18 protein-coding genes are annotated in these 23,765 nt (G+C 73.4%); 9 read left to right on the forward strand and 9 right to left on the reverse strand.

The genetic code is table 11. The features are described 5' to 3' along the window. The first annotated feature begins 93 nt into the window (after positions 1 to 93). Positions 94 to 3,099 (forward strand): BTAD domain-containing putative transcriptional regulator, encoded by a 3,006-nt coding sequence (locus O7627_RS02370; protein WP_278091859.1) that lies wholly within the window; start codon positions 94 to 96, stop codon positions 3,097 to 3,099. A gap of 101 nt (positions 3,100 to 3,200) precedes the next feature. Here the strand turns inward: O7627_RS02370 and O7627_RS02375 are convergent, their stop codons facing one another. Genes O7627_RS02375 through O7627_RS02385 form a run of 3 tightly spaced genes read right to left on the reverse strand, consistent with a single transcriptional unit; the run spans position 3,201 to position 4,875 of the window. Then, entirely contained in the window at positions 3,201 to 3,839 is a 639-nt protein-coding gene (locus O7627_RS02375) for a TetR/AcrR family transcriptional regulator (RefSeq protein ID WP_278091860.1), read from the reverse strand. Continuing rightward, positions 3,836 to 4,588, reverse strand: a complete 753-nt coding sequence (locus O7627_RS02380; RefSeq protein WP_278098122.1) for an SDR family oxidoreductase — start codon at positions 4,586 to 4,588, stop codon at positions 3,836 to 3,838. The genes O7627_RS02375 and O7627_RS02380 overlap by 4 nt, the downstream gene beginning before the upstream one ends. 26 nt (positions 4,589 to 4,614) lie before the next feature. Then, on the reverse strand, positions 4,615 to 4,875 hold the full coding sequence (locus O7627_RS02385; protein ID WP_278091861.1) for a hypothetical protein: 261 nt from the start codon (positions 4,873 to 4,875) through the stop codon (positions 4,615 to 4,617). 262 nt (positions 4,876 to 5,137) lie between these two features. Between O7627_RS02385 and O7627_RS02390 the strand changes: the two genes are divergently transcribed. Genes O7627_RS02390 through O7627_RS02405 form a run of 4 tightly spaced genes read left to right on the forward strand, consistent with a single transcriptional unit; the run spans position 5,138 to position 12,042 of the window. Continuing rightward, positions 5,138 to 8,137, forward strand: coding sequence for a BTAD domain-containing putative transcriptional regulator (locus O7627_RS02390; RefSeq protein WP_278091862.1), 3,000 nt, complete (start codon positions 5,138 to 5,140; stop codon positions 8,135 to 8,137). A 12-nt stretch (positions 8,138 to 8,149) separates the two neighbouring features. Continuing rightward, entirely contained in the window at positions 8,150 to 9,559 is a 1,410-nt protein-coding gene (locus tag O7627_RS02395; protein WP_278091863.1) for a class II fumarate hydratase, read from the forward strand. A 17-nt stretch (positions 9,560 to 9,576) separates the two neighbouring features. Further along, complete coding sequence (locus O7627_RS02400) at positions 9,577 to 10,323, forward strand: HAD family hydrolase (RefSeq protein WP_278091864.1); 747 nt, start codon at positions 9,577 to 9,579, stop codon at positions 10,321 to 10,323. A gap of 33 nt (positions 10,324 to 10,356) precedes the next feature. Beyond that, positions 10,357 to 12,042 (forward strand): S8 family serine peptidase, encoded by a 1,686-nt coding sequence (locus tag O7627_RS02405; RefSeq protein WP_278091865.1) that lies wholly within the window; start codon positions 10,357 to 10,359, stop codon positions 12,040 to 12,042. An 85-nt stretch (positions 12,043 to 12,127) separates the two neighbouring features. On the opposite strand, the gene O7627_RS02410 is transcribed toward O7627_RS02405, so the two are convergent. Further along, positions 12,128 to 12,787 (reverse strand): helix-turn-helix domain-containing protein, encoded by a 660-nt coding sequence (locus O7627_RS02410; protein ID WP_278098123.1) that lies wholly within the window; start codon positions 12,785 to 12,787, stop codon positions 12,128 to 12,130. Positions 12,788 to 12,837: 50 nt separating this feature from the next. On the opposite strand from O7627_RS02410, the gene cysS reads away from it, so the two are divergent. The 3 genes from cysS (at position 12,838) to O7627_RS02425 (ending at position 18,421) form a co-directional block, all read left to right on the forward strand. Next, entirely contained in the window at positions 12,838 to 14,253 is a 1,416-nt protein-coding gene (cysS, locus tag O7627_RS02415; RefSeq protein ID WP_278091866.1) for a cysteine--tRNA ligase, read from the forward strand. After that, a complete protein-coding gene (rlmB, locus tag O7627_RS02420; protein ID WP_278091867.1) occupies positions 14,253 to 15,386 on the forward strand; it encodes a 23S rRNA (guanosine(2251)-2'-O)-methyltransferase RlmB in 1,134 nt (377 codons plus the stop codon). The genes cysS and rlmB overlap by 1 nt, the downstream gene beginning before the upstream one ends. Positions 15,387 to 15,490: 104 nt before the next feature. Then, positions 15,491 to 18,421 (forward strand): Hsp70 family protein, encoded by a 2,931-nt coding sequence (locus O7627_RS02425; RefSeq protein WP_278091868.1) that lies wholly within the window; start codon positions 15,491 to 15,493, stop codon positions 18,419 to 18,421. A gap of 95 nt (positions 18,422 to 18,516) precedes the next feature. On the opposite strand, the gene O7627_RS02430 is transcribed toward O7627_RS02425, so the two are convergent. Continuing rightward, on the reverse strand, positions 18,517 to 18,966 hold the full coding sequence (locus O7627_RS02430) for a MarR family transcriptional regulator (protein ID WP_278091869.1): 450 nt from the start codon (positions 18,964 to 18,966) through the stop codon (positions 18,517 to 18,519). A 128-nt stretch (positions 18,967 to 19,094) separates the two neighbouring features. Here O7627_RS02430 and O7627_RS02435 point away from each other — a divergent pair, with 128 nt between their 5' ends. Further along, the gene (locus O7627_RS02435; protein WP_278091870.1) at positions 19,095 to 19,541 is read left to right on the forward strand and encodes a DoxX family protein; all 447 of its coding nucleotides are present in this window, start codon (positions 19,095 to 19,097) and stop codon (positions 19,539 to 19,541) included. A gap of 42 nt (positions 19,542 to 19,583) precedes the next feature. Here the strand turns inward: O7627_RS02435 and O7627_RS02440 are convergent, their stop codons facing one another. From O7627_RS02440 to O7627_RS02455, 4 genes are all read right to left on the reverse strand, one after another. Then, the gene (locus tag O7627_RS02440) at positions 19,584 to 20,267 is read right to left on the reverse strand and encodes a hypothetical protein (RefSeq protein WP_278091871.1); all 684 of its coding nucleotides are present in this window, start codon (positions 20,265 to 20,267) and stop codon (positions 19,584 to 19,586) included. A gap of 212 nt (positions 20,268 to 20,479) precedes the next feature. Continuing rightward, positions 20,480 to 21,346 carry a carbohydrate ABC transporter permease gene (locus tag O7627_RS02445; RefSeq protein ID WP_278091872.1) on the reverse strand — a complete coding sequence of 289 codons (867 nt, stop codon included), beginning with the start codon at positions 21,344 to 21,346 and terminating at the stop codon, positions 20,480 to 20,482. Then, on the reverse strand, positions 21,346 to 22,224 hold the full coding sequence (locus O7627_RS02450) for a sugar ABC transporter permease (protein WP_278098124.1): 879 nt from the start codon (positions 22,222 to 22,224) through the stop codon (positions 21,346 to 21,348). Before O7627_RS02450 ends, O7627_RS02445 begins: the two co-directional genes overlap by 1 nt. 177 nt (positions 22,225 to 22,401) lie before the next feature. Further along, positions 22,402 to 23,754, reverse strand: a complete 1,353-nt coding sequence (locus O7627_RS02455) for an ABC transporter substrate-binding protein (RefSeq protein WP_278091873.1) — start codon at positions 23,752 to 23,754, stop codon at positions 22,402 to 22,404. Between the last annotated feature and the right edge of the window lie 11 nt (positions 23,755 to 23,765).

A 23,765-nucleotide genomic window follows, 5' to 3' on the forward strand; every position in this document is an offset into this window, starting at 1 on the left:
GACTGACAGGTCGGCCGACGAATTATCGAGTACGCCCGGAGATGAGCACTCGGCTACCCTGGGTGCCCGGATGCGGACTCGATCGGAGCGGTGATGCGTCTCGGGATCCTCGGCCCGCTGCTGATCGGCGACGGTGCCGCGCGCATCACCGCCGGTCGGGACCGGGTCGTGCTCGCGATGCTGCTGCTGCGCGCCGACCGGGTGGTGCCGATCGACGACCTGGTCGACGCGGTCTGGGAGGACAACCCGCCCGACACCGCCCGCGGCCAACTGCAGACCTGCGTCTCCCGGCTGCGCCGGACGCTGGCCGCGGCGGGTCTGCCCGCCGGGGCGATCGCCACCGACCCGGCCGGCTACCTGCTCCGACTCGAACCCGGGCTGAGCCTCGACGCGCTCACCTTCACCGGGCTGGTCCGCCGGGCGCAGGACGCCGAGGGCGCCGGCCGGCTGGCCGAGGCGGCCAACCTGTTCCGTACCGCCCTGGACCTGTGGCGCGGACCGGCCCTGGCCGGAATCACCGCCGCCGCGGTACGCCGGGCCGCCGCCGCCCTCGACGAGCAGCGCCTGTTGGCCGTCGAGGACTGGCTGGAGGTGGAGCTGCGGCTCGGCCGGGACCGGGACCTGCTCGGCGAGCTGACCGATCTGGTCGACCGGCAACCGCTGCGGGAACGGCTGCGCAGCCAGCTGATGCGGGCGCTGTGCGGGGCGGGCCGGCAGGCGGAGGCGCTGGCGGTCTACCGGCGCGGCCGGGAACTGCTCCGCGAGGAGCTGGGCGTCGAGCCGGGTCCGCTGCTGCAGGAGACCCACCGCCGGGTGCTGGCCGGGGAGATCGGGGTGGCTGGCGACCGTCGGGAACACCCGCCGGTACGCGCTTTGCCCCGGTCCATCTCGGACTTCACCGGCCGCGACGACGAGGTGGCGCGGCTCACCAAGGAGGTCGACGAGGCCGGCGTCGACGGCAGCGTCGTCCAGGCCATCGACGGGATGCCGGGCAGCGGCAAGACCACCCTCGCGTTGCACGTCGCCGGGCTGCTGGCCCACCGGTTCCCGGACGCGCACCTCTACCTCGACCTGCGTGGCCACAGCCGGGACAGCCCACTGTCGCCGAGCGCCGCGCTCGCGGCGCTGCTGCGCCAAATCGGCGTACCGGGGGACCGGATCCCGGCCTGCCTCGAGGACCGGGTGCTGCTGTGGCGCGGTGAGCTGGCCGTCCGCCGGGTGCTGCTGGTGCTGGACAACGCGGCCAGCCCGGCCCAGGTCAGTCCGCTGCTGCCGACCGGACCGGGCTGCCTGACGCTCGTCACCAGCCGGCGGCGCATGATCGGGTTGGACGGCGTGCGGCCCAGGTCGCTGGCGGTGCTGGCGCCGACCGAGGCGGTGGAGCTGCTGGCCCGGGTGGCCGGCACCGACCGGGTCCGGTCCGAGCCGGCCGCGGCCGCTGAGGTGGTGCGCCGCTGCGGCTACCTGCCGCTGGCGATCCGGCTGGCCGGAGCCCGGCTGGCGCACCGTCCACAATGGCTGGTCGCCGACCTGCTGGCCCGGTTGGGCGACGACGGGCCGGTGCTGGCCGAGTTCGCGGTCGAGCACCGACGGCTGGTGGACGCCTTCGCGCTGTCGTACGCGCAGCTCACCGAGCCGGCCCAGCGGACGTTCCGGCTGCTCGGCTGCTTCCCGGGTACGGAGTTCGAGGCACCGGTGCCGGCCGCGTTGACCGGCCTGACGCTGCCGGCCACCCGGGAGGCGCTCACCGAACTCGTCGACGCGCACCTGGTGGACGAACCGGCGGCCGGTCGGTTCCGGCTGCACGACCTGGTCCGGGCGTACGCCGCCGAGCTGGTCAGCGGCGACCCGGACGACGGGCGGCGGCGAATCGCCCGGCATCACCTTCTCGACCTGTACCTGCACGTCGCGGCCCGGTTCAGCAGGGTGCTGGAACCGGAGACAGGGCAGGCGCCCTTTGTCTCGGTGGCGCCGTTGCGGCCGGAACTGGTGGACGGGTGGGCCGCGTGCGTCGGTCGGGACTGGCTCGGCGCCGAGCGGGTCAACCTGGTCACGCTGGTCACCGCCGCGGCCGAGCACGGCTTTCCCGAGTACGCCTGGCAACTCGCCCGGGCGCTCTGGCGGCACCTGTTCGTGTCGGGCCACTTCGACGAGATCATCACCACCCACACCGAGGGGCTGCGGGCCGCCGCGGTCCTCGGCGACGAGCGGGCGACCGCCAGCATGCGCAACTATCTGGCCTCCGCCTACTACCGGCTCGGCCAGTACCAGCGGGCGATCGACCTGCTCCGGCCGGCGGTTGCGATCCGGGAGCGGCTCGGTGACCAGGCCGGGCAGGTCGGCGCGCTGCACAACGTGGCCATCTCCTGGATTCTGCTGGGTCGGATGGCGGAGGCCGAGGCCGCGCTGGACCGGGGGATGGAGCTGGCCCGGCGGGGCGCCGAGACGGCGGGGATGCCGCAGGCGCTACGGAACGTCGGCGGCTTCTACAACGAGGTCGGCCGGCACCTGGCGGCGCTCACCGTGCTGCGGCACGCGCTGTTCCTGTACCGGCAGCTGGGCAGCCGGGCCGGTCTGGCGAACTCGCTGGGGGAGCTGGGGCTGACGTACGCCCGGCTGGGTGACCACCGGCGGGCCGGGCCGCGGCTGCGGCTGGCCCTGCGGCTGCAGCGGACGATCGGTAACCGGTTCGGTGCCGCCGAGCTGCTCAACGAGATCGGTGCCCTGGAGTGCGCGCTGGGCCGCCCGCAGGAGGCGCTGGCCCGGTACCGGGAGGCGCTGGTGATCATGCGCACCATCGACGTGGCGGGCGAGTGCGCCTCCTACAACGGACTCGGCGCTGCCCTGCTCGACCTCGGTGACGTGGGCACCGCGCTGGACATGCACCGCCAGGCGCTGCGGCGGGCGACGGCGATCCAGCATCCGCGCGAGCAGGCGCGGGCACTGGCCGGCATCGGCGCCTGCCTGCGCGGCACCGACCCGGTGACCGCCCGCTCCCACTACGTCCGGGCGTTGGTGCTCTTCGAGCAGATCTGCTCGCCGGAACGGCCGGCGGTGCGGCGCCGGATCGCCGAGCTGACGCCGCCGGGGACCGGCTGACCACCGAGCCGGCCGCCGCCCGATCACCGGGCCAGGCCCGGTGACTGCCGAGCCGCCCGCAGGCCGGGGCCGGCTGAAGCCGACCGTCCGCCGTGTACTTGTCACCGTCGGGCGCCGGGGTGGGCGTCGGCCGTCAGCACCCGGTCCCAGGCGGCGATGGCGGCCTCGGCGATGGCGGTGAGGGACTTGCCGGTCCCGCCGTCGCGGGCCCGCATCGCCATCCCGAGCGTGACCGCGTGGTAGAACTCGGCGACCGCCTCGGTATCGGTGCCGGCCGGCAGATCGCCGTCGGTGACGCCGCGGTCGAGCCGGTCGCGCAGGTCGGCGCGGTCGGCCCGCCGGCAGTCGGCCAGGAACGCGCGGACCGGGTCGTTCCCGGCGCTGATGGTGGCCGCGGCCAGCACCACCAGGCAGCCGGTCGGTCGGTCCGGCCGCACGTACGCGGCGGCGAAGTGTCGCAGCAGCCCGGCGATCGCGGCGCGGGCGGTGCGGGCGTCCCGTAGCACCTGCCGGGGGATGGCTCCCTCGACCTCGTTGTAGTGCGCGACGGCCGCCCGGAAGAGGGCCTCCTTGCTGTCGAAGGCGGCGTAGAGGCTGGGGGAGGCGATCCCCATCGCGGTGGTGAGGTCGCCCAGCGAGGCGCCCTCGTAGCCGCGTCGCCAGAAGACCTCCATCGCGCGTTCCAGGGCGACGGCGCGGTCGAAGCCGCGCGGCCGTCCCCGGTTCGCCGCCGCCGTCACGCCGCGAAGCCGCCGTCGACGGAGATCGAGGCGCCGGTGATGTAGCGGCCGCCGGGGCCGGCGAGGTGGCGCACCGTCGCCGCCACCTCGGCCGGTTCCGCGTACCGGCCCAGCGCGATGAAGTCGCGTTCGGCGGCGGCCTCCGTGCTGTCCGCCGGGTTCATCTCGGTGTCGGTGGAGCCGGGGTGGACCAGGTTGACCGTGATGGCGCGTCCGCCGAGGTCCCGGGCCAGGCCGCGGGTCAGCCCGACCAGCGCGCTCTTGCTCATCGCGTAGAGGGCCACCCCGGGGTAGGGGACCCGTTCGACGAGGCAGCTGCCGATGTTGATGACCCGTCCGCCGTCGGCCAGGTGCCGCAGCGCGGCCTGGGTCGCCACGAAAACCCCCCGCACGTGTACGCCGAGCGTGTGGTCCAGTTCGGCCAGCGAGGTGTCCTCGATCGACCCGTACGGGAAGACGCCCGCGTTGTTGACCAGGATGTCCAGCCGGTCGAGGGTGCCGGCGGTCTGGTCGACGGCGGCGGTCACGGCGGCCGGGTCGGCGTTGTCGGCGGCGATCGCGACCGCCTTGCGGCCGAGCGCGGTGATCTGGTCGACGACCCGGTCGGCCCGGTCGGCGCGATTGAGGTAGGTGAGCGCCACGTCGGCGCCGTCGCGGGCCAGCCCGAGGGCGATCGCCGCGCCGATGCCGCGGCTGCCCCCGGTCACCAGCGCGACCTTGTTGGCGAGTGGGCCCTTTTCTGTATCGATCGACACAGAAATCAGGCTAGCAGACGTCAGATCCGATACCGGTAGCCGGCCAGCGCCGCCATCCGGACCAGCACCTGGCGTTCGGGACCCGGGTCGCCGTCGCCGGCGAGCTCGACGCCGCGCAGTGAGAGCCACTCCAGGGCCGGATGCAGGGCCGTCTCCGGTGCCATCTCGGTGACCCGAAGAGTCAGCGGACCGCTGCCGTAGCAGTAGTCGGATTCACGGAGCCGGAGCACGTCCCCGACTCTGGGCATGGTCGCCGGCCGGGCCGGCTGTCGTGTGTCCATCCTGGCCTCCCCGGACCTGCCCGAGGTCCGCTCCGCTTGTCGCCCGTGTCTGGCGGCGAATGCTGCTCGACCGGTGCGACCACCGGCTGAGCCGGCAGGCGCACCGCCCCCGTCGTGCCTGCGGTACCGAGTTGCCATTTACCCGACCCGATCATCGACGACCGCGCTCTCGTTTCGCTGCCACCTCGCTATCGTCCGGTTCCTCGTCTCCGCGGACACCGGGATACGCTCGGCATCGATGCGGATCCGGTCGGGAGCTGAGATGCGATTCGGGATCCTCGGCCCGCTGCTGATCGGCGGTGGCGAGGCGACGGTCACGGCTGGTCGGGACCGGGTGGTCCTCGCCATGCTGCTCCTGCACGCCGGCCGGATGGTGCTCGTCGACGAGCTGGTGGACGCGATCTGGAGCGTGGACCCGCCGACCACCGCCCGGGGCCAGGTGCAGACCTGCGTGTCCCGGCTGCGCCGGGTGCTGACCGCGGCCGGCATCCCGGCGTCCGTGATCGGCACCGACCCGGCCGGGTACCGGTGCGACCTCGGACCCGACGAACTCGACGCCCGGGTGTTCGACCGGCTGGCGGACGAGGGCCGGTCGGCGGCAGCCGCGGGCGACCTGCGGATGGCCCGGGAACGCTACCGCGCGGCGCTGGCGCTCTGGCGCGGACCGGCGCTGGCCGGCATCGGCGGCCACCGGATCCGGCACGGCGCCGCCCTGCTCGACGAGCGCCGGCTGGTCGCGACCGAGGAGTGCGTGGACGTCGAACTCGCCCTCGGCCTGGCCCGCGAACTGGTCGGCGAGCTGAGCCAACTGGTCGAGGAGCAGCCGCTGCGGGAGCGGCTGCGGGTCCGGCTGATCCGGGCGCTGCACCAGGCCGGCCGTCCGGCGGACGCGCTGGCGGCGTACCGGGACGGCCGGCGGTTGCTCGTCGACGAGCTGGGCATCGAACCCGGCCCCGAGCTGCGGGAGGCGCACCAGGCGGTGCTGGCCGGCGACCCGCGGGCGGCGGCGCCCGACCCCGGCACCGGCCGGCGGATCCGCTGCCTGCCCCGGGCGGTCGGCGACTTCACCGGCCTGCGGGACGTGCTCGACCGCGTGCTCGCCCTGACCGCCTCGCCCGACGCGACGGCACCCGTGCAGGTCATCGACGGGATGGCCGGCAGCGGCAAGACCACCCTGGCGGTGCACATCGCCAACCTGGTCTCGGCGCGCTACCCGGACGCCTCGCTCTTCGTCGACCTGCACGGGCACAGCGAACGCGGCCCGCTGGAGCCCGGCGCGGCGCTCACCACCCTGCTGCGCCAGCTCGGCGTCGCCGGCGAGGCGATCCCCGCCGACCTGGACGAACGGGCCGCGCTCTGGCGCTCGGAGCTGGGCGGCCGGCGGGCGGTGCTGGTGCTCGACAACGCCGCCGGCACCGACCAGGTACGCCACCTGCTGCCGGCCACCGGCGACTGCCTCACCCTGATCACCAGCCGGCACCGGCTGTCCGGACTGGACGGGGTGCGGACCGAGTCGCTGCGGCTGCCCACCACCGAGGAGGCCGTCGACCTGCTGGCCCGGATCGTCGGCGACCGGGTCCGGCACGAGCCGGAGGCCGCCGCGCTGGTGGTGCACCGCTGCGGCCGGCTGCCGTTGGCCATCCGGCTGGCCGGGTCCCGGCTGGCGCACCGCCCCAGCTGGCAGGTCGCCGACCTGGCCGCCCGGCTCCGGTTGGACGGGCAGCGGCTCGGCGAGCTGACCGCCGAACACCGGTCGGTGGCCGGCGCCTTCCAACTCTCCTACGACCACCTGCCCGAGCCGGCCCGCCGACTGTTCCGGCTGCTCGGCCTGCACCCCGGCGACCGCTTCGACGCCTACGCGACGGCGGCGCTGGCCGGCCTGCCGCTGCCGGAGGCCCGCCGGCTGCTCGACGAACTCGTCGACCGGCACCTGCTGGAGGAACCGGTGGTTGGCCGGTACCGGCTGCACGACCTGGTCCGGGAGTACACCGAGGGCCTGATCGCCGAGCTGCCGGCGGCGGAGCGGACGGCCGCCGTCACCGGGCTGCTCGACTACTACCTGCACGCCACCGCCACGGTGACCGCCGTGCTGGAGTCACCGTCGTCCCGGCAGGGTTTCGAACCGGGCGAGCCCGGCCGGCCTGACCTGGTCAGCGCCGACCTGGCCGGCTCGCTGGAGTGGCTGGAGGTGGAGCGGCCGAACCTGACCGCGATGGTCCGGTTCGCGGTCGCCGAGAATCAACTCCGGTACGCGCACCTGATCGCCCGCGCCGCGTGGCGCTTCTACTACCAGCGCTGCTACCACGACGACCTGATCGACACCCACCGGCGCGGGCTGGCGGCCGCCCAGCAACTCGGGGACGCCCGGGCGGTGGCCACCATGCGCAACTTCCTGGCCAGCGGCTACTTCCGGGCCGACCAGCAGGAACTGGCGATCGAGCAGCTCATCGCCCTGCTGGAGGTGCACCAGCGCGACGGCGACCAGGCCGAACTGGCCCGCACCCTGCTCAACCTCTCCATCCCGTACACCTATCTCGGGCAGTTCGACACCGCGCTGCGGCACTGCACGGCGGCGCTCCAGCTCCGTCGGCGTACCCAGGACATGCCCGGGTTGTCGCACGCCCTCACCGCCCTGGCCGACGCCAACCTGCGGATGGGTCGGTTCGACGTGGCGTTGGCCTGGGGACGGCGTTCGTTGCAACTCGCCTGCGAGCTGAGGGTGACCGCGCACCGGGGGGTGATCCTGACAAACGTCGGAGCGGCCCGGGTCCGGCTCGGCCACTACCGGCCGGCGTACCGGCTGTTGCGGGCGGCGTTGATCTACATGCGGCGCAGCGGCAACCGGTTCGGCGAGGGTGAGGTCCTGCACGACCTCGGGCTGGCGCTGTACGGCCTGGGCCGCCCCGACGAGGCGGTCCGGATGTACCGGGAGGCGCTGGAGACGATTCGCGGAGTCGGCAACCACTGCCGCCTCACCGAGCTGCGCAACTCGCTGGCAACGGCGCTGCGTCAGGTCGGCGAGTCGGACGAGGCGCTGCGGCTGTTCCTGGACGTGCTCGCCGAACCGGCGACCGGGCGGTACCCGCTGGAGCGGGCCCGCGCGCTGGAGGGGGTCGGCGACTGCCTCGCCGCCACCGACCCGGACGCCGCCCGGCGGCACTGGCAGGAGGCGCTGCGCACCTACCGGGAGCTGGACCGCCCGGAGCAGGTCCGGGTCGCCTCCCGGCTGGCCGGTGGCGCAGATCATCTGCGGGTGGGCTGAGCACGGGGCAGGATGGAACCCGTGACGACACCCGAGGCGACCGGCTACCGGATCGAACGCGACACGATGGGCGAGGTGGAGGTGCCCGCCGACGCGCTCTGGCGGGCGCAGACGCAGCGCGCGGTGCAGAACTTCCCGATCTCCGGACGCGGCCTGGAGCCCGCCCACATCCGGGCGCTGGCCCAGATCAAGGGCGCTGCCGCGATGGTCAACGCCGACCTCGGGGTGCTCGACGCCGACGTGGCCGGGGCGATCGCCACCGCCGCCGCGCACGTCGCCGCCGGCGGCTACGACGACCAGTTCCCGATCGACGTCTTCCAGACCGGCTCCGGCACCTCCTCGAACATGAACGCCAACGAGGTGATCGCCACCCTGGCCGCCCGCGAGCTGGGCCGGCCGGTGCACCCCAACGACGACGTCAACGCCTCCCAGTCCAGCAACGACGTCTTCCCGTCGTCGATCCACCTGGCCGCCACCCAGGCCGTCCTGCACGACCTGGTACCCACCCTGACCCACCTCGCCGACACCCTCGACACCAAGTCCGAGGAGTTCGCGACGGTGGTGAAGGCCGGCCGCACCCACCTGATGGACGCCACCCCGGTCACCCTCGGTCAGGAGTTCTCCGGGTACGCCGCCCAGGTCCGCTACGGCGTCGAGCGGGTGGAGTCGGCGCTGCCCCGGCTGGCCGAGCTGCCGCTCGGCGGCACCGCCGTCGGCACCGGCATCAACACCCCGGCCGGCTTCGCCCCGGCGGTGATCGCCAAGCTGCGCGAGCTGACCGACGTGCCGGTCACCGAGGCCCGCAACCACTTCGAGGCGCAGGGCGCCCGGGACGCGCTGGTGGAGACCTCCGGGCAGCTCAAGACCATCGCCATCGGCCTCTACAAGATCGCCAACGACATCCGCTGGATGGGCTCCGGCCCGGTCGCCGGCCTGCGCGAACTGCAACTGCCCGACCTGCAACCCGGCTCCTCGATCATGCCGGGCAAGGTGAACCCGGTGGTCTGCGAAGCGGTCCGGCAGATCGCCGCCCAGGTGGTCGGCAACGACGCCACGGTCGGCTTCGCTGGCTCCCAGGGCGACTTCGAACTCAACGTGATGCTGCCGGTGCTGGCCCGCAACCTGCTGGAGTCCATCCGGCTGCTGGCCGCCGGCAGCCGACTGCTGGCCGACCGCTGCGTGGCCGGCCTGGTCGCGAACGTCGAGGTCTGCCTCGCGTACGCCGAAGGCTCGCCGTCGATCGTCACCCCGCTGAACCGGCACCTCGGCTACGACGAGGCCGCCGCCATCGCCAAGGAGGCGCTCGCCTCCGGCCGGACCATCCGCGAGGTGGTGCTGGCCCGCGGCCACGTCGACGAGGGCCGGCTGACCCAGGAGGAACTCGAAACCGCGCTCGACGTGCTCCGCATGACCCACCCCTGACCGCCTAGCCTGAAGCGGTGCTGACCGCTGTCGTCTTCGACGCCGACGAGACGCTTGTCGACCTCAGACCGGCGGTGACGGCCGGGCTGGAGGTCGTACTCGGGGAGATGCGGCGGCTGACCCCGGCGGCGGCCGAGGTTTCCCTCGCGGACCTGGAGTCCGACTGGGGTGCCGTCTTCGGCGCCATGGCGGCCGAGCCGGTCATGCGGATCCGGCGGGCGGCGCTGGCCCGCTCCCTGGACCGGGTCGGGCTCGGGGCCGAACTGGACCGGGTCGCCGAGCTGTTCTTCGCCCGGCGGTTCGCGCTGACCCGGCCGTTCGCCGACGCGCTGCCCGCCCTGGCCGTGCTGCGCGAACGCCACCTGCTCGGCTACGCCACCAACGGCAACAGCCGCACCGACCGCGTCGGCCTGGCCGGTCAGTTCGCCTTCGAGGTGTACGCGCACGAGGACGGCGTACCGAAGAAGCCCGCGCCCGGCTTCTTCGCCGCCGTCCGGGCGGCGGTCGGCGCGGTGCCGGCGGCCTCCATCGTGTACGTCGGCGACTCGCCCAGCCACGACGTGGTCGGCGCCCAGGCGGCCGGACTGCGTGCGATCTGGCTCAACCGGGCCGGGCTGCCCCGACCGCCCGGCCTGCGCCCCGACGCCGAGGTGCAGTCGCTCACCGAGCTACCGGATGTCCTCAGTGAAATTACGGAAAGTCATGCCGGTCGAGCTGCGTCAATTCCGTCCCCCACTGGCGCGGCGTCGCAACATCGGGTGTGATGACTCCGATCCCTTCAACGGAAGGAACTTGGAGTGAGCAGACGCTTCACCGCCGGTGCCGTCGCGACCGCGACCGCACTGGCACTTCTGGCGACCGTGCCGGCCGGCTCGGCGACCGCCGCGCCCACCGACACCGCCGCCGAATACACGGTGGTGGCCGAGGACGGTGTCGCCGCCGCGACGGCCGTCGCCGCGATCGAGGCGGCCGGCGGCACCGTGGTCGGACGCACCGACGACGTCGGCCTGTACCAGGTGGTGAGTGACCGGACCGACTTCGCCGCCCGCGCCACCGCCAGCACCGCCCTGATCGGCGCCGCCGAGAAGGAAGCCATCGGGTACGCCCCCCGGCAGCGCCACGACCGGGTCGAGCGGGAGAACCTGCTCGCCGGCGACCGGGGCCGCGGCAAGGGCCCGAAGCACGGCGCGAAGATGGACCCGCTCGACGAGAAGCTCTGGGGCCTGACCATGATGCGGGCGGACAAGTCCCGCCGCGTCGAGCCGGGCGAGCGGGGCGTCACCGTCGGCATCCTGGACACCGGTGTCGACGCCAGCCACCCCGACCTGGCGCCGAACTTCAGCGCCGCGCTGTCGCGCAACTTCGCCCCGGACATCGAGGAGATCGACGGGCCGTGTGAGGTCGCGAGCTGCCTCGACCCGGTCGGCACCGACGACAACGGCCACGGCACCCACGTCGCCGGCACCATCGGCGCCGCCGCCAACGGCCTCGGCCTGTCCGGCGTCGCGCCGAAGGTGACCCTGGTCGGGCTCAAGGGCGGCCAGGACTCCGGCTACTTCTTCCTCGACTCGGTGGTCAACTCGCTGGTCCACGCCGGCAAGGTCGGCCTCGACGTGGTCAACATGTCGTTCTACGTCGACCCGTGGCTCTACAACTGCGTGGACAACCCGGCCGACTCGCCCGAGGAGCAGGCCGCCCAGCGAGCCACCATCCGGGCCATGAACCGCGCCCTGGAGTACGCCCACCGGCGCGGGGTCACCCTGGTCGGCTCGCTCGGTAACAACCACGAGGACCTCGGCGACCCCCGGCCGGACTCGTCCAGCCCGAACTACGGCGGCACGCCGCGCGAGCGGATCATCGACAACAGCAGCTGCTGGGACCTGCCGGTCGAGGGGCCGCACGTCATCGGCGTCTCGGCCGTCGGTCCGTCGAAGACGAAGTCCGACTACTCCAACTACGGCACCGAGGAGATCTCGGTGGCCGCGCCGGGCGGTTGGTACCGGGACGGGTTCGGCACCCCGAGCTTCCGCACCGACGCCAACATGATCCTGTCGACCTACCCGAAGCACGTGGCGCAGGAGGAAGGGCTGGTCGACGAGGAGGGCAACATCACCCCCGGCAACGAGGCGGTGATCTTCAAGGACTGCACCCGGTCCGGCGTCTGCGGCTACTACACCTACCTGCAGGGCACCTCGATGGCGTCGCCGCACGCCTCCGGAGTGGCGGCCCTGATCGTCAGCAAGTATGGCAGCCGGGATTACCGGCGCGGCGGGCTGACCCTGGCGCCGGACAAGGTGGAGAGCCAGCTCCTGCGGACCGCCGCCGAGCACGCCTGCCCGGAGCCCCGGCTGCTGTCCTACGCGGACGAGGGCCGGGACGAGACCTACGACGCGTACTGCGCCGGGGGACGGAACTTCAACGGTTTCTACGGCCACGGCATCGTCGACGCCTACGCCGCCGTCACCGTCCCGATGCGCCGCTGACCCAGGTCGCATCGACAGCTCCACCGGTACGCCCGCTCGGGAACTCTCCCGGGCGGGCGTCACCGCATCCGGCCGGCTGCCGCGCTCAGGCGAGGGTGGCCGAGATGGCGGCGGCGGCGGCCAGTACGTGGTCGCCCACCGACGGGTCGGCGAGCGGGGCGAGGGCCACCACCCCGACGCTCGCCTCCAGGCCGGCCACGCCGAGCACCGGCGCGGCCACCCCGTACGCCCCGGGCTGCAGCTCGCCCGCGGTGGCCACCGGACCCGGTTCCCCGGTCCGGCCGGCCAGGATCGCGCGGCCGGCGGCGCCGAGCTCCAGCGGATGCCGCGACCCGGCCCGGTACGCGACGTGGAACGCGGTCCAGCTCGGCTCCACCACCGCCAGCGCCACCCCCTCGCCGCCGTCGGCCACGGTCAGGTGCGCGGTGGCCCCGGACTGCTCGGCCAGCCGCCGCAGGGTCGGCACGGCCCCCTCGGCCAGCAACGGCTGCGCCCGGCGGGCCAGCCGCAGCACCCCGACGCCCAGGTGTAGCCGGCCACCGCCGTCGCGGCGCACCATCCCGTGCGCGGTGAGCGCGCCGACCAGCCGGTACACCACCGCCCGGCCGACACCGAGCCGGCTGGCCGCCTCGGTGACGGTCAGCCCGCCCGGCGCCTCCGCGACCAGGTGCAGCAGCCGTAGCCCACGGTCCAGGGTCTGCGCGGTCTCGCCGGGCCGTCCGGCCGCGTTCTCCACACCTGGCAGGGTACGACCGGCGGTCGGCCGCCGGGTCCCGGCACCGCTACCCTGGTACGGTGACGCTTCGCCTACATGACACCGCCACCCGATCGGTCCGGGACTTCGTCCCCCGGGAAGCCGGCAAGGTGGGGGTCTACCTGTGTGGCGTCACCGTCCAGTCCGCGCCGCACATCGGCCACCTGCGCTCCGGGGTCAACTACGACGTGCTGCGGCGGTGGCTGGCGCGCACCGGCTACGCGGTCACCTTCATCCGCAACATCACCGACGTCGACGACAAGGTGCTGGCCAAGGCGATCGAGCAGGACCGCCCGTTCTGGGCCATCGCGTACGCCAACGAGCTGGCGCTGGCGGCGGCGTACCGGGCGCTGAACGTCCTGCCGCCGACCTACGAGCCGCGGGCGACCGGGCACATTCCGGAGATCATCGAGCTGATCGGGAAGCTGATCGCGGACGGTCACGCCTACCCGGCCGCCGACGACTCCGGCGACGTCTACTTCGACGTGCTCTCCTGGCCCGGCTACGGCGCCCTCTCCGGGCAGCGGCCGGACGCCATGCAGGCCGCGCCGGACGGCCCGGAGCGGGCCAAGCGCGACCCCCGCGACTTCGCCCTCTGGAAGGGTGTCAAGCCGGACGAGCCGGCGGAGGCGGCCTGGCCGTCGCCGTGGGGGCCGGGCCGGCCGGGCTGGCACATCGAGTGCTCGGCGATGGGCTGGCGCTACCTCGGCGCCGAGTTCGACATCCACGGCGGGGGCCTGGACCTGATGTTCCCGCACCACGAGAACGAGCTGGCCCAGTCCACCGCGGCCGGCCTGCCGTTCACCAGGTACTGGGTGCACAACGGGATGCTCAACCTCGGCGAGGCCAAGATGAGCAAGTCGCTGGGGAACGTGATCGACCTGGCGCACCTGGCGTCGATCGGGGTCCGCCCGGTCGAGCTGCGTTACTACATCGTGTCGGCCCACTACCGGTCCCGCATCGACTACTCCGACGAGGCGCTGCGGGAGGCCGCGGTCGCGTACCGGCGGTTGGAGGGCTTTGTCGCGCGGGCGGTGGAGCGGGTCGGTGCCGGCGAACCGGGCGAGCTGCCGGCCGCCTTCGGGGCGGCGATGGACGACGACCTCAACACGTCGGCGGCGCTGGCCGTGCTGCACGACGTGCTGCGCGACGGCAACACCGCGCTCACCGACGGCGACGACGCCGCGGCCCGGGTCGCGCTCGGCTCGGTCCGGGCGATGCTCGACGTCCTCGGCGTCGACCCGCTCGACCCGGCGTGGAGCGGCGGCGACCAGGGCGGCGACCTGCGCGGCGTGGTCGATTCGCTGGTGGCGCTCGCCCTGGAACAGCGGGCCCAGGCCCGGGGCCGCAAGGACTGGGCCGCCGCGGACGCGGTCCGCGACCAGCTCAAGCACGCCGGCGTGGTCGTCGAGGACACCCCGCACGGACCGCGTTGGACGATCGGAGAGCAGCACTGATGCCGGGCAACTCGCAGCGACGGGGCCGACGGGCCACCCCGAAGAAGGGCGCCACCAGCGGTTCCGGCGGCAAGAACCGGTCCAGCCTGGCGGGCCGGGGACGGACCCTGCCGGCCGACGAGCGACCCTGGCACAAGGGCTACTCCGGCACCGAGAAGCTGCCCCAGCGCACCGCCTGGAAGCAGGAGAAGGAGCGCAAGGCGGCGGCGGCCGAGGGGCGCGCCCCGAAGATCGGCCAGCCCGGGTCGAAGGACACCACCTGGGGCGCCGGTGGCGGCGGCAAGGCGGGTCGGGCCGGCGCCGCCCGGGTCAGCGCGACCCGATCCGGCGGCAAGCCGCCGGCGCGGTCCGGCCCGCGGGTGGCACCCGGCCGCAAGTCCACCCCGCCCCGGGACGCGCCGGAGCTGCTGGTCGGCCGCAACCCGGTGCTGGAGGCGATCCGGGCGCAGGTGCCGGCCACCGCGCTCTACGTCGCCCAGGGCATCGACATCGACGACCGGGTCAACGAGCTGGTCCGCACCGCAGCCGACCGGGGGATCGCGATCCTCGAGGTCAGCCGGGCCGAGCTGGACCGGATGACCGGTGGCGTGCTGCACCAGGGCGTCGGGTTGCAGGTGCCGCCGTTCGCGTACCAGCCCTTCGACGACCTGCTGACGGCGGCGCTGGAGCAGACCGCGCCGCTGCTGGTGGCGCTCGACGGGGTCACCGACCCGCGCAACCTCGGGGCGGTGATCCGGTCCGCGGCGGCGTTCGGCGCGCAGGGCATCTTCGTACCGGAACGGCGGGCCGCCGGCATCACCGCCACCGCGTGGCGGACCAGCGCCGGCGCCGCGGCCCGGCTGCCGGTCAGCCAGGTGGTCAACCTGACCCGCTCGCTGAAGGCCTGCCAGGAGGCCGGCTTCCTGGTGGTCGGGCTGGACGCCGACGGCGAGACCGACCTGTACGACCTGGAGGCCGCGGTGGGACCGCTGGTCGTGGTGGTCGGCTCCGAGGGCAGGGGGCTCTCCCGACTGGTCGGGGCCACCTGCGATCTCCGGGTCAGCATCCCGATGATCTCCTCGGTCGAGTCGCTCAACGCCAGCGTCGCCGCCGCCGTCACCCTCGCCGAGGTCGCCCGCCGCCGCGCCGCCTGACTCCGTACACCCCCGCCGGCCTGCGGTCGAGCGGGAGGCGGGCGGCGCGGCCCCCGTAACATGCAGGGCCGGGCACCCCCTCGCCCGGTGAAGGTAGGCGGCAGATGGCAGGGCAGGGCGGCGGGTACGCGATCGGTGTCGACCTCGGCACCTCCAACACGGTCGCGGTGCTGAGCTGGCCGGACGGCCGGACCCGGGCGCTGCTCTTCGACGGCCAGCCGATCATGCCCTCCGGGGTCTTCGTCGACGGGTCGGGTCGGCCGCACGTCGGCCGGGACGCCCAGCGGCTGGCCCAGGGCGATCCGGCGCGGTTCGAGCCCAACCCGAAGCGCCGGGTGGACGAGCCCGGGGTGCTGCTCGGCGACCGTGAGGTGCCGACCGTGGAGCTGTTCGCCGCGCTGCTGCGCGCGGTGGCCGGCGCCGCCGTCGAGGCGGTCGGCTTCCTGCCGCCCGCCGTGCTGACCTACCCGGCCGGCTGGGGCGCCCGCCGGCGGGACGTGCTCGTCGCGGCGGTCAGCCGGGCCGGTTGGCCGCCGGTGCGCACCGCGGCGACGCCGGCCGCCGGGACCGTGCTGGTGCCCGAGCCGGTCGCCGCGGCCCGGTACTTCACCGACGTGCTGCGCCGCCCGGTGCCGGTCGGTGCCTCGCTGGCGGTCTTCGACTTCGGCGGCGGCACCCTGGACGTCGCGGTGGTCCGCAACGAGGGCGTCGACAGTGCGGGCCGGGCCCGGTTCGCCGTGATCGGGTCCGGTGGCATCGCGGAGCTCGGCGGTCTCGACCTGGACGCGGCTCTTGTCGAGCACCTGGCCGGCCCGATCAGCGCCGCCGCGCCCCAGGTGTGGCGGCAGTTGCGGGAACCGGCCGGCGCCACCCAGTGGCGCAACCGTCGGCAGTTCTGGGACGACGTCCGGGGAGCCAAGGAGATGCTCTCCCGGGCCAGCGTGGCGCCGGTCCCGGTGCCCGGCGTCGACCAGGCCGTGCACCTGACTAGGGACGAGTTGGAGCGGGTCGCCGGCCCGTTGCTGCGGCGCGCGGTCTTCGAGACCGCGACGGTGATCGCGAACTGCCGGCTGGCGCCGCACCAGCTCGCCGGGCTTTTCCTGGTCGGCGGCTCGTCCCGGGTGCCGCTGGTGGCCCGGATGCTCCACGCCGAGCTGGGGGTCGCCCCGACGGTCCTGGAACAGCCGGAGCTGCCGGTGGCGGAGGGCGCGCTGGCGGAGGCGGTCCGGCCACCAGGCCAGCCGCATCCGACGTCCGCGCCGCCGGTGCCCGCCATGTCCGGCGGCGCCACCCCGCTCACCGCCCCGGCCCCGACCGCGCCGGGTTCTGCCGCACCCGCTTCCACCGCACCGGTTTCGGGTATGCCCGGTTCTGCCGTACCGGTTTCCGGCGCACCGACCTCCGGCGGCGCGTCCGGCGCCGGCGCGGTGCCCGGGCAGCCCGGCTTCCCGGCCGGGGCGCAGTCCGGCTTCCCCGGAGCGGCCGGGCACCATGGCTTCCCGGCAACCGGGCAGCCCGGCTTTCCCGCCTCCGGGCAGCCCGGCTTCCCCGGGGCGGCCGGCCAGCCTGGCTACCCGGCCGAAGGTGGGCGGACCGGCTTCGCGCCGCCGCCCGGCAGCCCGGCCGGCCGACCGGCTGCGGACGGGTTGGCGGGTCGGGGAGCGGTCGGTGCGTGGTGGCGACGGCGGGCAGTTTGGATCGCCACCGCCGCGGTGGTCGCGCTGGCCGGTGTGGTCGCGGCGGCGGTGCTGTACCTGAACCGCGGCGGCTACGACGACCTCGAGTTCCAGACGTTCGCCGACATCGGCCGGGTTCCGGCGGGCGCCGAGCGGCCCTCCGACACCTACACCGCCGTGCTCGGCAACCGGGCGTACGTCGCCACCGAGCTGGCCGACCAGCGGCTGGACGTGGCCGCCGTGGAGGCCGATACGGCGCGGGAACTGTGGCGGATTCAGACCGCCGCCAGCCCCGAGGGGTGGAGCCACCTCAGTGCCACCCCGAGGGCGCTGCTCGCCTTCGCCGATGCGATCGGCACCGACACCCCGCGCGAGATGATCGCCTTCGACCCGGCGAACGGCCGCCGGCTGTGGAGCCTGAGCATGCGCGGCGAGGACGAGGTACGCGTCTTCGACGAGGTGCTGGTCTTCGTCGACCGGACCGCCAATCGGCTGGTCGGCCGGGACCTGCGCGACGGTGACGAGCGGTGGACGCTGCCCACCCCGGTCGGCGAGTACGAGTCGACCGACACCGCCGTCTACACCGTCACCACCGATGCCGACCTGGGTGGGCCGGGCGACGTGGCCGGCGTGGCGCTGGCCCCGGTCCGCGACGACGACCAGCGGATAGTGCAGATCGGCGCGGACCGGTCGGCCCGCGTCATCGACGTCACAGACGGCGAGGTGGTGCGGAGCCGGACCAACGTGGCGGACCCGGACGACGTGGTGCTGGCGCACGAGGGCCGGCTCTACGCCGCCCTGGCCGAGGGCGGTTACTGGCTGGCCGAGTACGACCTGGCGAGCATGGGCGAGCCGCGCAACGTCTACCGCGCACCGGACGACCGGCGGCGGGTCGGTGGCCTGGTGCCGTGCGGGAAGCGGCAGGTGTGCCTGCTGGAGTCGGTTGGTTTGGACCGGGCGACCACCGAGTTGGTGGCGGTGGACACCGAGAAGCAGGGCGCGCGCTGGCGCCGGCCGGTGCCGGACGCGCAGGTGTTGATGCCGGTGGGCGACCATGTGCTGACCGCCAACACGATGTCCGAGTACCGCTTCACGATCTTCCGGCCGGATGGTGGCGAGCTGCTGCGGCGCGACGGGGTGGCGGTCCGGGTCAACGGTGGCAATCTGCTGGCCTTCGCCGAGAGCCCGTCGACCTTTCCCGACGACGCCAGCGTGGCCGGGGTGGGGGTCGGCTCGGCCAGCCCGGTCGAGCTCGGTCAGCTCAAGGGCGTACGGGCGGCGGGCTGCTCGTGGAACGAGTCCGTGATCGTCTGCCCCTCCGAGTCCGACTTCGTGCTCCGACGGTTCGCGCAGGACTGACCGGGCTGGCGGCCGGCGGCAGACTGTCAGCCCGCCGCCGACCGCCCGGCTGCTGATCGCCGGCCGTCGACCGTCCGACGGTCGGTGCCCGAGTGTCAGTCGGTCGGCTGTAGGGCTCGGCGGAGCAGCGCGCGCAGCTGCTCCTCCTCGGTCGGCGTCAGGTTGCCGACGGCCGGGGCGTCGACGTAGAGGCGGACCCGCAACTGGTCGCGTACCCGCTGGCCGGCGGGGGTGAGCACCAGGTGCCGGACCCGCCGGTCCCGGGGGTCGGGCTGCCGGTCCACCAGACCGAGCCGCTCCAGACCGTCGACCAGGCCCGTCACGTGTGACTTGTCGCAGGAGAGATGGTTGGCCAGGTCGCGCATGGGGGCCGGCGCCCCGAGCCCGAGCACCGCCCGGGCCTGCGGCGGCGTCAGGCCGTGTTCCCTGGCGGCGGCGCAGAGATTGGCGGTCATCGCCTGGGACAGGTCCAGGATCAGCTCGACCGTCTCGATCCGGTCGGGGTCGAGCTGGACCCCGGTCGCCACCTGCTCCGGTCCGCTCATTGCCGGCACCGCCCCTTCTCTTGTCGCACTGTTCAGCGTATCAATCGTTGACTCACCAAACTTCTATGTCGTATGGTCGGCTCGGACAACGGTTTACCTTCTAAACCATCCAGAACAAGAGGACTCTGATGACCACGAACGGGGAAGTCACCACGCCGGAGACCGCGGCACCGGTCCGGCCCACGGGTCGGTTGGCCAATGTCGGGCTCTGGATCCTGCAGGTGCTGCTCGCCCTCGCCTTCGGAATGGCCGGGGCCAGCAAGCTCGCCGGCCAGGAGCAGCAGGTCGAGCTCTTCGACGACATCGGGCTCGGCCAGTGGCTGCGCTACCTCACCGGCGCGCTGGAGGTGGCCGGCGCGATCGGACTGTTGATCCCGGCGCTGGCCGGCCTGGCCGCGCTCGGGCTGGCCGGCGTGATGCTGGGCGCGGTGCTCACCGACGCCTTCATCATCGAGGGCAGCCCGGTCTTCCCGCTGGTGCTGCTCGCCCTGGCCGCGCTGGTCGCCTGGGGCCGCCGGGACCGACTGGCCGAGACCGGCGGCCGGCTGCTCGGCCGGCCCCGGCCGACCGACTGACCCGGCGGCGGGTCAAGGCCCGCGTCCCAGGTCATGTCGCAGTCAGCCGTTGTGAATCCGCCTTGTACGACGGCTGACTGCGCCATGACCTGGGGACGCGCGGGCGGGAAGGGGCGGGTCGAGTCGGCGGGTCACGGCGTGCAGGGCGAACAACAGGTAGCCGAGGAAGATCGGGGTGAGCAGCGGCAGGATCAGGGTGCAGAGGACGGCCGCCAGGGCCAGCACGCCGGTCACCGCGAGCAACGCGAGCGGACGCTCCGCCGCCCGCCGCCCGGCGGTCCGGGCCGCCGCCCGCCAACCCCGACTCGATTGGCCGCCGATCTGCACCACGATGAGCCCGCCCAGACCTGCGCCCAGGGCGGCCAGTGCGCCGGTGAGCACGGCAGCCGGGGTGCCGCCGGGCACCACCCCGTTCAGCAGGGCGAGCAGATTAAGGCCGAGCAGGCCGGCGACCACCGCGACGACCAGCAGGGCGCCGAGCCCGGGCAGCAGGGCCCGGGCGAAGCCGCGCAGCGCCGGCCGCACCCCGGGCCAGTGGCCGTGCTCGATCCAGAACCGGACGGCGGCGCTGGCGGTGGCCACCGCGGCCGGGGCGGTGACCACCGGCACCGCGGCCAGGGTGGCGACGATGCCGAGCAGCGCGAGGTCGGCGGCGTTGCGCACCAGGTCCCGCCAGTCCAGCCGGACCGGGGCCACCGGGGAACGGGGGTCGTCGTCCGGCGCCACAGCAGGCGTCCCGGACGACGGCGCCGGTGGCCCCCACACCGCCCCACGACGAGCTACCTCCTCCCCCCACCCACGCCGACCCGTCTGCTCGGGACGAGCTACCTCCTCCCCCCACCCACGCCGACCCGTCTGCTCGGGACGAGGTACCTCCTCCCCCCACCCACGCCGACTAGCCGGCCCGACCGCCGACCTGCCCGCCGTGACCCTCCGATTCACCCTTTGAGTCCGCTGGTGTTGATGCCCTGGACCAGCATCCGCTGGAAGGCCAGGAAGAACAGGAACACCGGCAGCAGCGAGAGCACCGACATGGCGAACATCGGGCCGAGCGAGGTCTGTCCGCTGGAGTCGATGAACAGTCGCAGGCCGATCGGCACCGTGTAGCTGGTCGGGCTGGGCAGGTAGACGAGCTGGGTGAAGAAGTCGTTCCAGGTCCAGATGAACGAGAAGATCGCCGTTGTGACAAGTGCCGGCCGGCTCAGCGGCAGGATCACGTGCCGGAAGACACCGTACGGCGAGCAGCCGTCGATTTTCGCCGCGTCGTCGAGTTCGCGGGGGATGCCCCGCATGAACTGCACCATCAGGAAGACGAAGAACGCCTCGGTGGCGAGCAGTTTGGGCACGATCAGCGGCAGTGGCGTGTCGACCCAGCCGAAGCTGTTGAACATCACGTACTGCGGCACGATCAGCACGTGGCTGGGGAGCAGCAGGGTGCCGATCATGACGGCGAACCACACCTTGCGCAACCGGAACCGCAGCCGGGCGAACGCGTACGCGGCCACCAGGCAGGAGAGCGCGTTCGCGACCACCGTGGCCAGCGAGATCATCGTGCTGTTCAGGAAGAACCGGCCGAAGCTGAGTCCCCGGATGTAGTTCCAGCCGTCCGGGTAGTTGGCCCAGGTCACCTCGGTGGGCAGGATCGACAGGTTGCTGACCACCTCGGTCGGTGACTTCAGCGACGAGCCGACCATCCAGAGCAGCGGGTAGAGCACGAAGGCGAGCACCACGACCAGGATGAGCACCCGCACGACGCCCTTCGAACGCCGCGGGGCGGGCGCGGTCGATACTGTCTGGACGGTCATCAGTCGTCTCCGTCCGAGTAGTGCACCCAGAACCGGCCGGTGCTGAAGAAGACCACCGTGATGAGCGCGATGGCGAGCAGGAAGACCCAGGACAGCGCCGAGGCGTAGCCCATCCGGAACTCGCCGAAGCCCTGGTCGTAGATGTGCAGGGTGTAGAGCAGGGTGGAGTAGACCGGGCCGCCGGTGCCGTTGCTGATCACGTACGCGGAGGTGAAGCCCTGGAAGCCGTTGATGGTCTCCAGCACCAGGTTGAAGAAGATGACCGGGGAGAGCATCGGCAGCGTCACGTTCCAGAACTGTCGGAACCGGCCCGCGCCGTCCACCGAGGCCGCCTCGTACAGCTCGGTCGGCACCTGCTTCAGCCCGGCCAGGAAGATCACCATCGGGGCGCCGAACTGCCAGATGGCCAGCACCATCAGGGTCTCCAGCGCCCACTTCGGGTCGTTCACCCAGGATGCGCCCTCGAACCCGAAGAGGCCGATGAAGCTGTTGAAGGCGCCGTCGCCACCGAACATGGCCCGCCAGACCAGGGCGAGCGCGACACTGCCGCCGAGCAGTGAGGGCAGGTAGAAGAGGCTGCGGAACAGCCCCACCCCGCGCCGTTCGCGGTTGAGCAGCAGCGCCACGCCGAGCGCGGCGGCGAGCTTGAGGGGGACCGCGACGAAGGCGTACGTCAGGGTCACCCGGACCGCGTGCCAGTAGGCCGGGTCCTCGGTGAACATCCGCCGGTAGTTGTCGAACCCGAGCCACTCGATCTGGTCCCAGGTGGAGAGCACGTCGTAGTTGGTGAAGCTCAGGTAGAGCGAGAACAGCATCGGGAAGGCCGTGATGGCCATCAGACCGAGCAGCCACGGCGACAGGAAGACGTAGCCGGCCACCCCTTCGCTACGGGCGGTCTTCGGTCTGCCACGCGGCCGACCGGGTGGGGTACCTGCCGTTGCCGCATCGCCCGGACGCGGCTCGGCGGCCGTGGATACAGCCACGGTCGGTGCTCCTTTCCACAACCGGGGTGCGGGCCCGCGCGCCGAGCGGGCCCGCACCGGGGGCGCCGGGGCTCAGCCGGCGAGGGCCGCCTGAGCCTCGGCGAAGAACTGCTTGGCCGCGTCCGCCGGCGTGGCGCGCCCGTAGGAGACGCTCTCGGCGATGTCGCGCAGCTTGTTGCGCAGGCCGCTGTGTCCCTTCGGCGGCGGCGCCGGGGCCGGGCCGAACTTCTCCGCCAGGCCGTTCTCGAAGGCAACGGTGGTCTTCAACGCGGGGTCGGTCAGGGTGCTCTCGACGGCGGCCCGGGTCTCCATGTTGGCCGGCAGACCGCGGTCGACACCGAAGATCTTGGCGACCTCGGGGTCGTTCACCAGGAAGTTGATGACGTCGGCCACGACCTCTTCGTGGTCCGTGCTGCGGGAGCCGGCCCAGTAGAGGGAGGCGCGCGCCCACTGCCCCTTGGGGTCACCCGGGTAGGCGACCATGCCCAGCTCGTTCTCGGTGGCCTTCTGCAGCTCGCCGAGCTGGTTGGACCACATGAACGACGTGGCGGCCTTGCCGGTCACCACCAGCTGGGTGGCGACGCTGCCGGTGACGGCCTCGTGCACCACGTCGGCGGGCGGGACCGCGTTGCGGGCCCGGGCGTCCAGCCAGAGCTGGAACCAGGCGGCCAGGTCGGCCTCGGTGAAGGCCAGCTTGTTGCCGTCGTAGAACTCCTTGCCCTGGGCCCGCAGCCAGAGCCAGAGCGCCTTGTAGTCGGAGCTGGTGTCCATCGAGCCCCAGTAGTCGCCGCCGGCCTTCTGCGTCACCTCGGCGGCCCAGGTGAAGAACTGGTCGTAGCTCCAGCCCTCCTGCGGCTCGCCGACGCCGAGCTCCTGGAGCTTGGTCTTGTCGTAGATCATCGCGGGGGTGTTCTCGCCGGTGGCCACCGCGACCTGCTTGCCGTCGAGCTGGCCGTACTCGACCAGGCCCTGGTTGTGCTCGCTCAGGTCGATCTTGCCCTCTTCGACCAGGTCGGTCAGGTCGAGGGTGACGTTGCGCCCGGCGTACTCGGCCAGGCCGTTGTCGTCGATCTGGAAGATGTCCGGGGCGTTGCCGCCCGCGGAGATGGTGGCCAGCTTGTCGTAGTAGCCGTCGAACGCCTGCCAGGTGGCGTTGATCGTCACGTTCGGGTTCTTCGACTCGTACAGGTCGAGGGCCTGCTCGGTCATGGCGGCCCGGGCCTCACCGCCCCACCAGAAGAACTCGATCGTGACCGGGGCGTCCGGGTCGGTGGCCTCGTCGTCGCCGCAGGCGGCGGCGCCGAGGACCAGGGGAAGGGCGACCGCGGTGGCGGCGAGGCCACTGAGCAGCCGGCGGCGCCGGGAAGGGGTACGGTGGCCGCGCGTGGCGGGCGCGGCAACCTTCGGGGTTGAAGCGGGGTGCATTGCGCTCACTC

The sequence above is a fragment of the Solwaraspora sp. WMMD1047 genome (genome assembly GCF_029626155.1).
Classification (GTDB): domain Bacteria; phylum Actinomycetota; class Actinomycetes; order Mycobacteriales; family Micromonosporaceae; genus WMMD1047.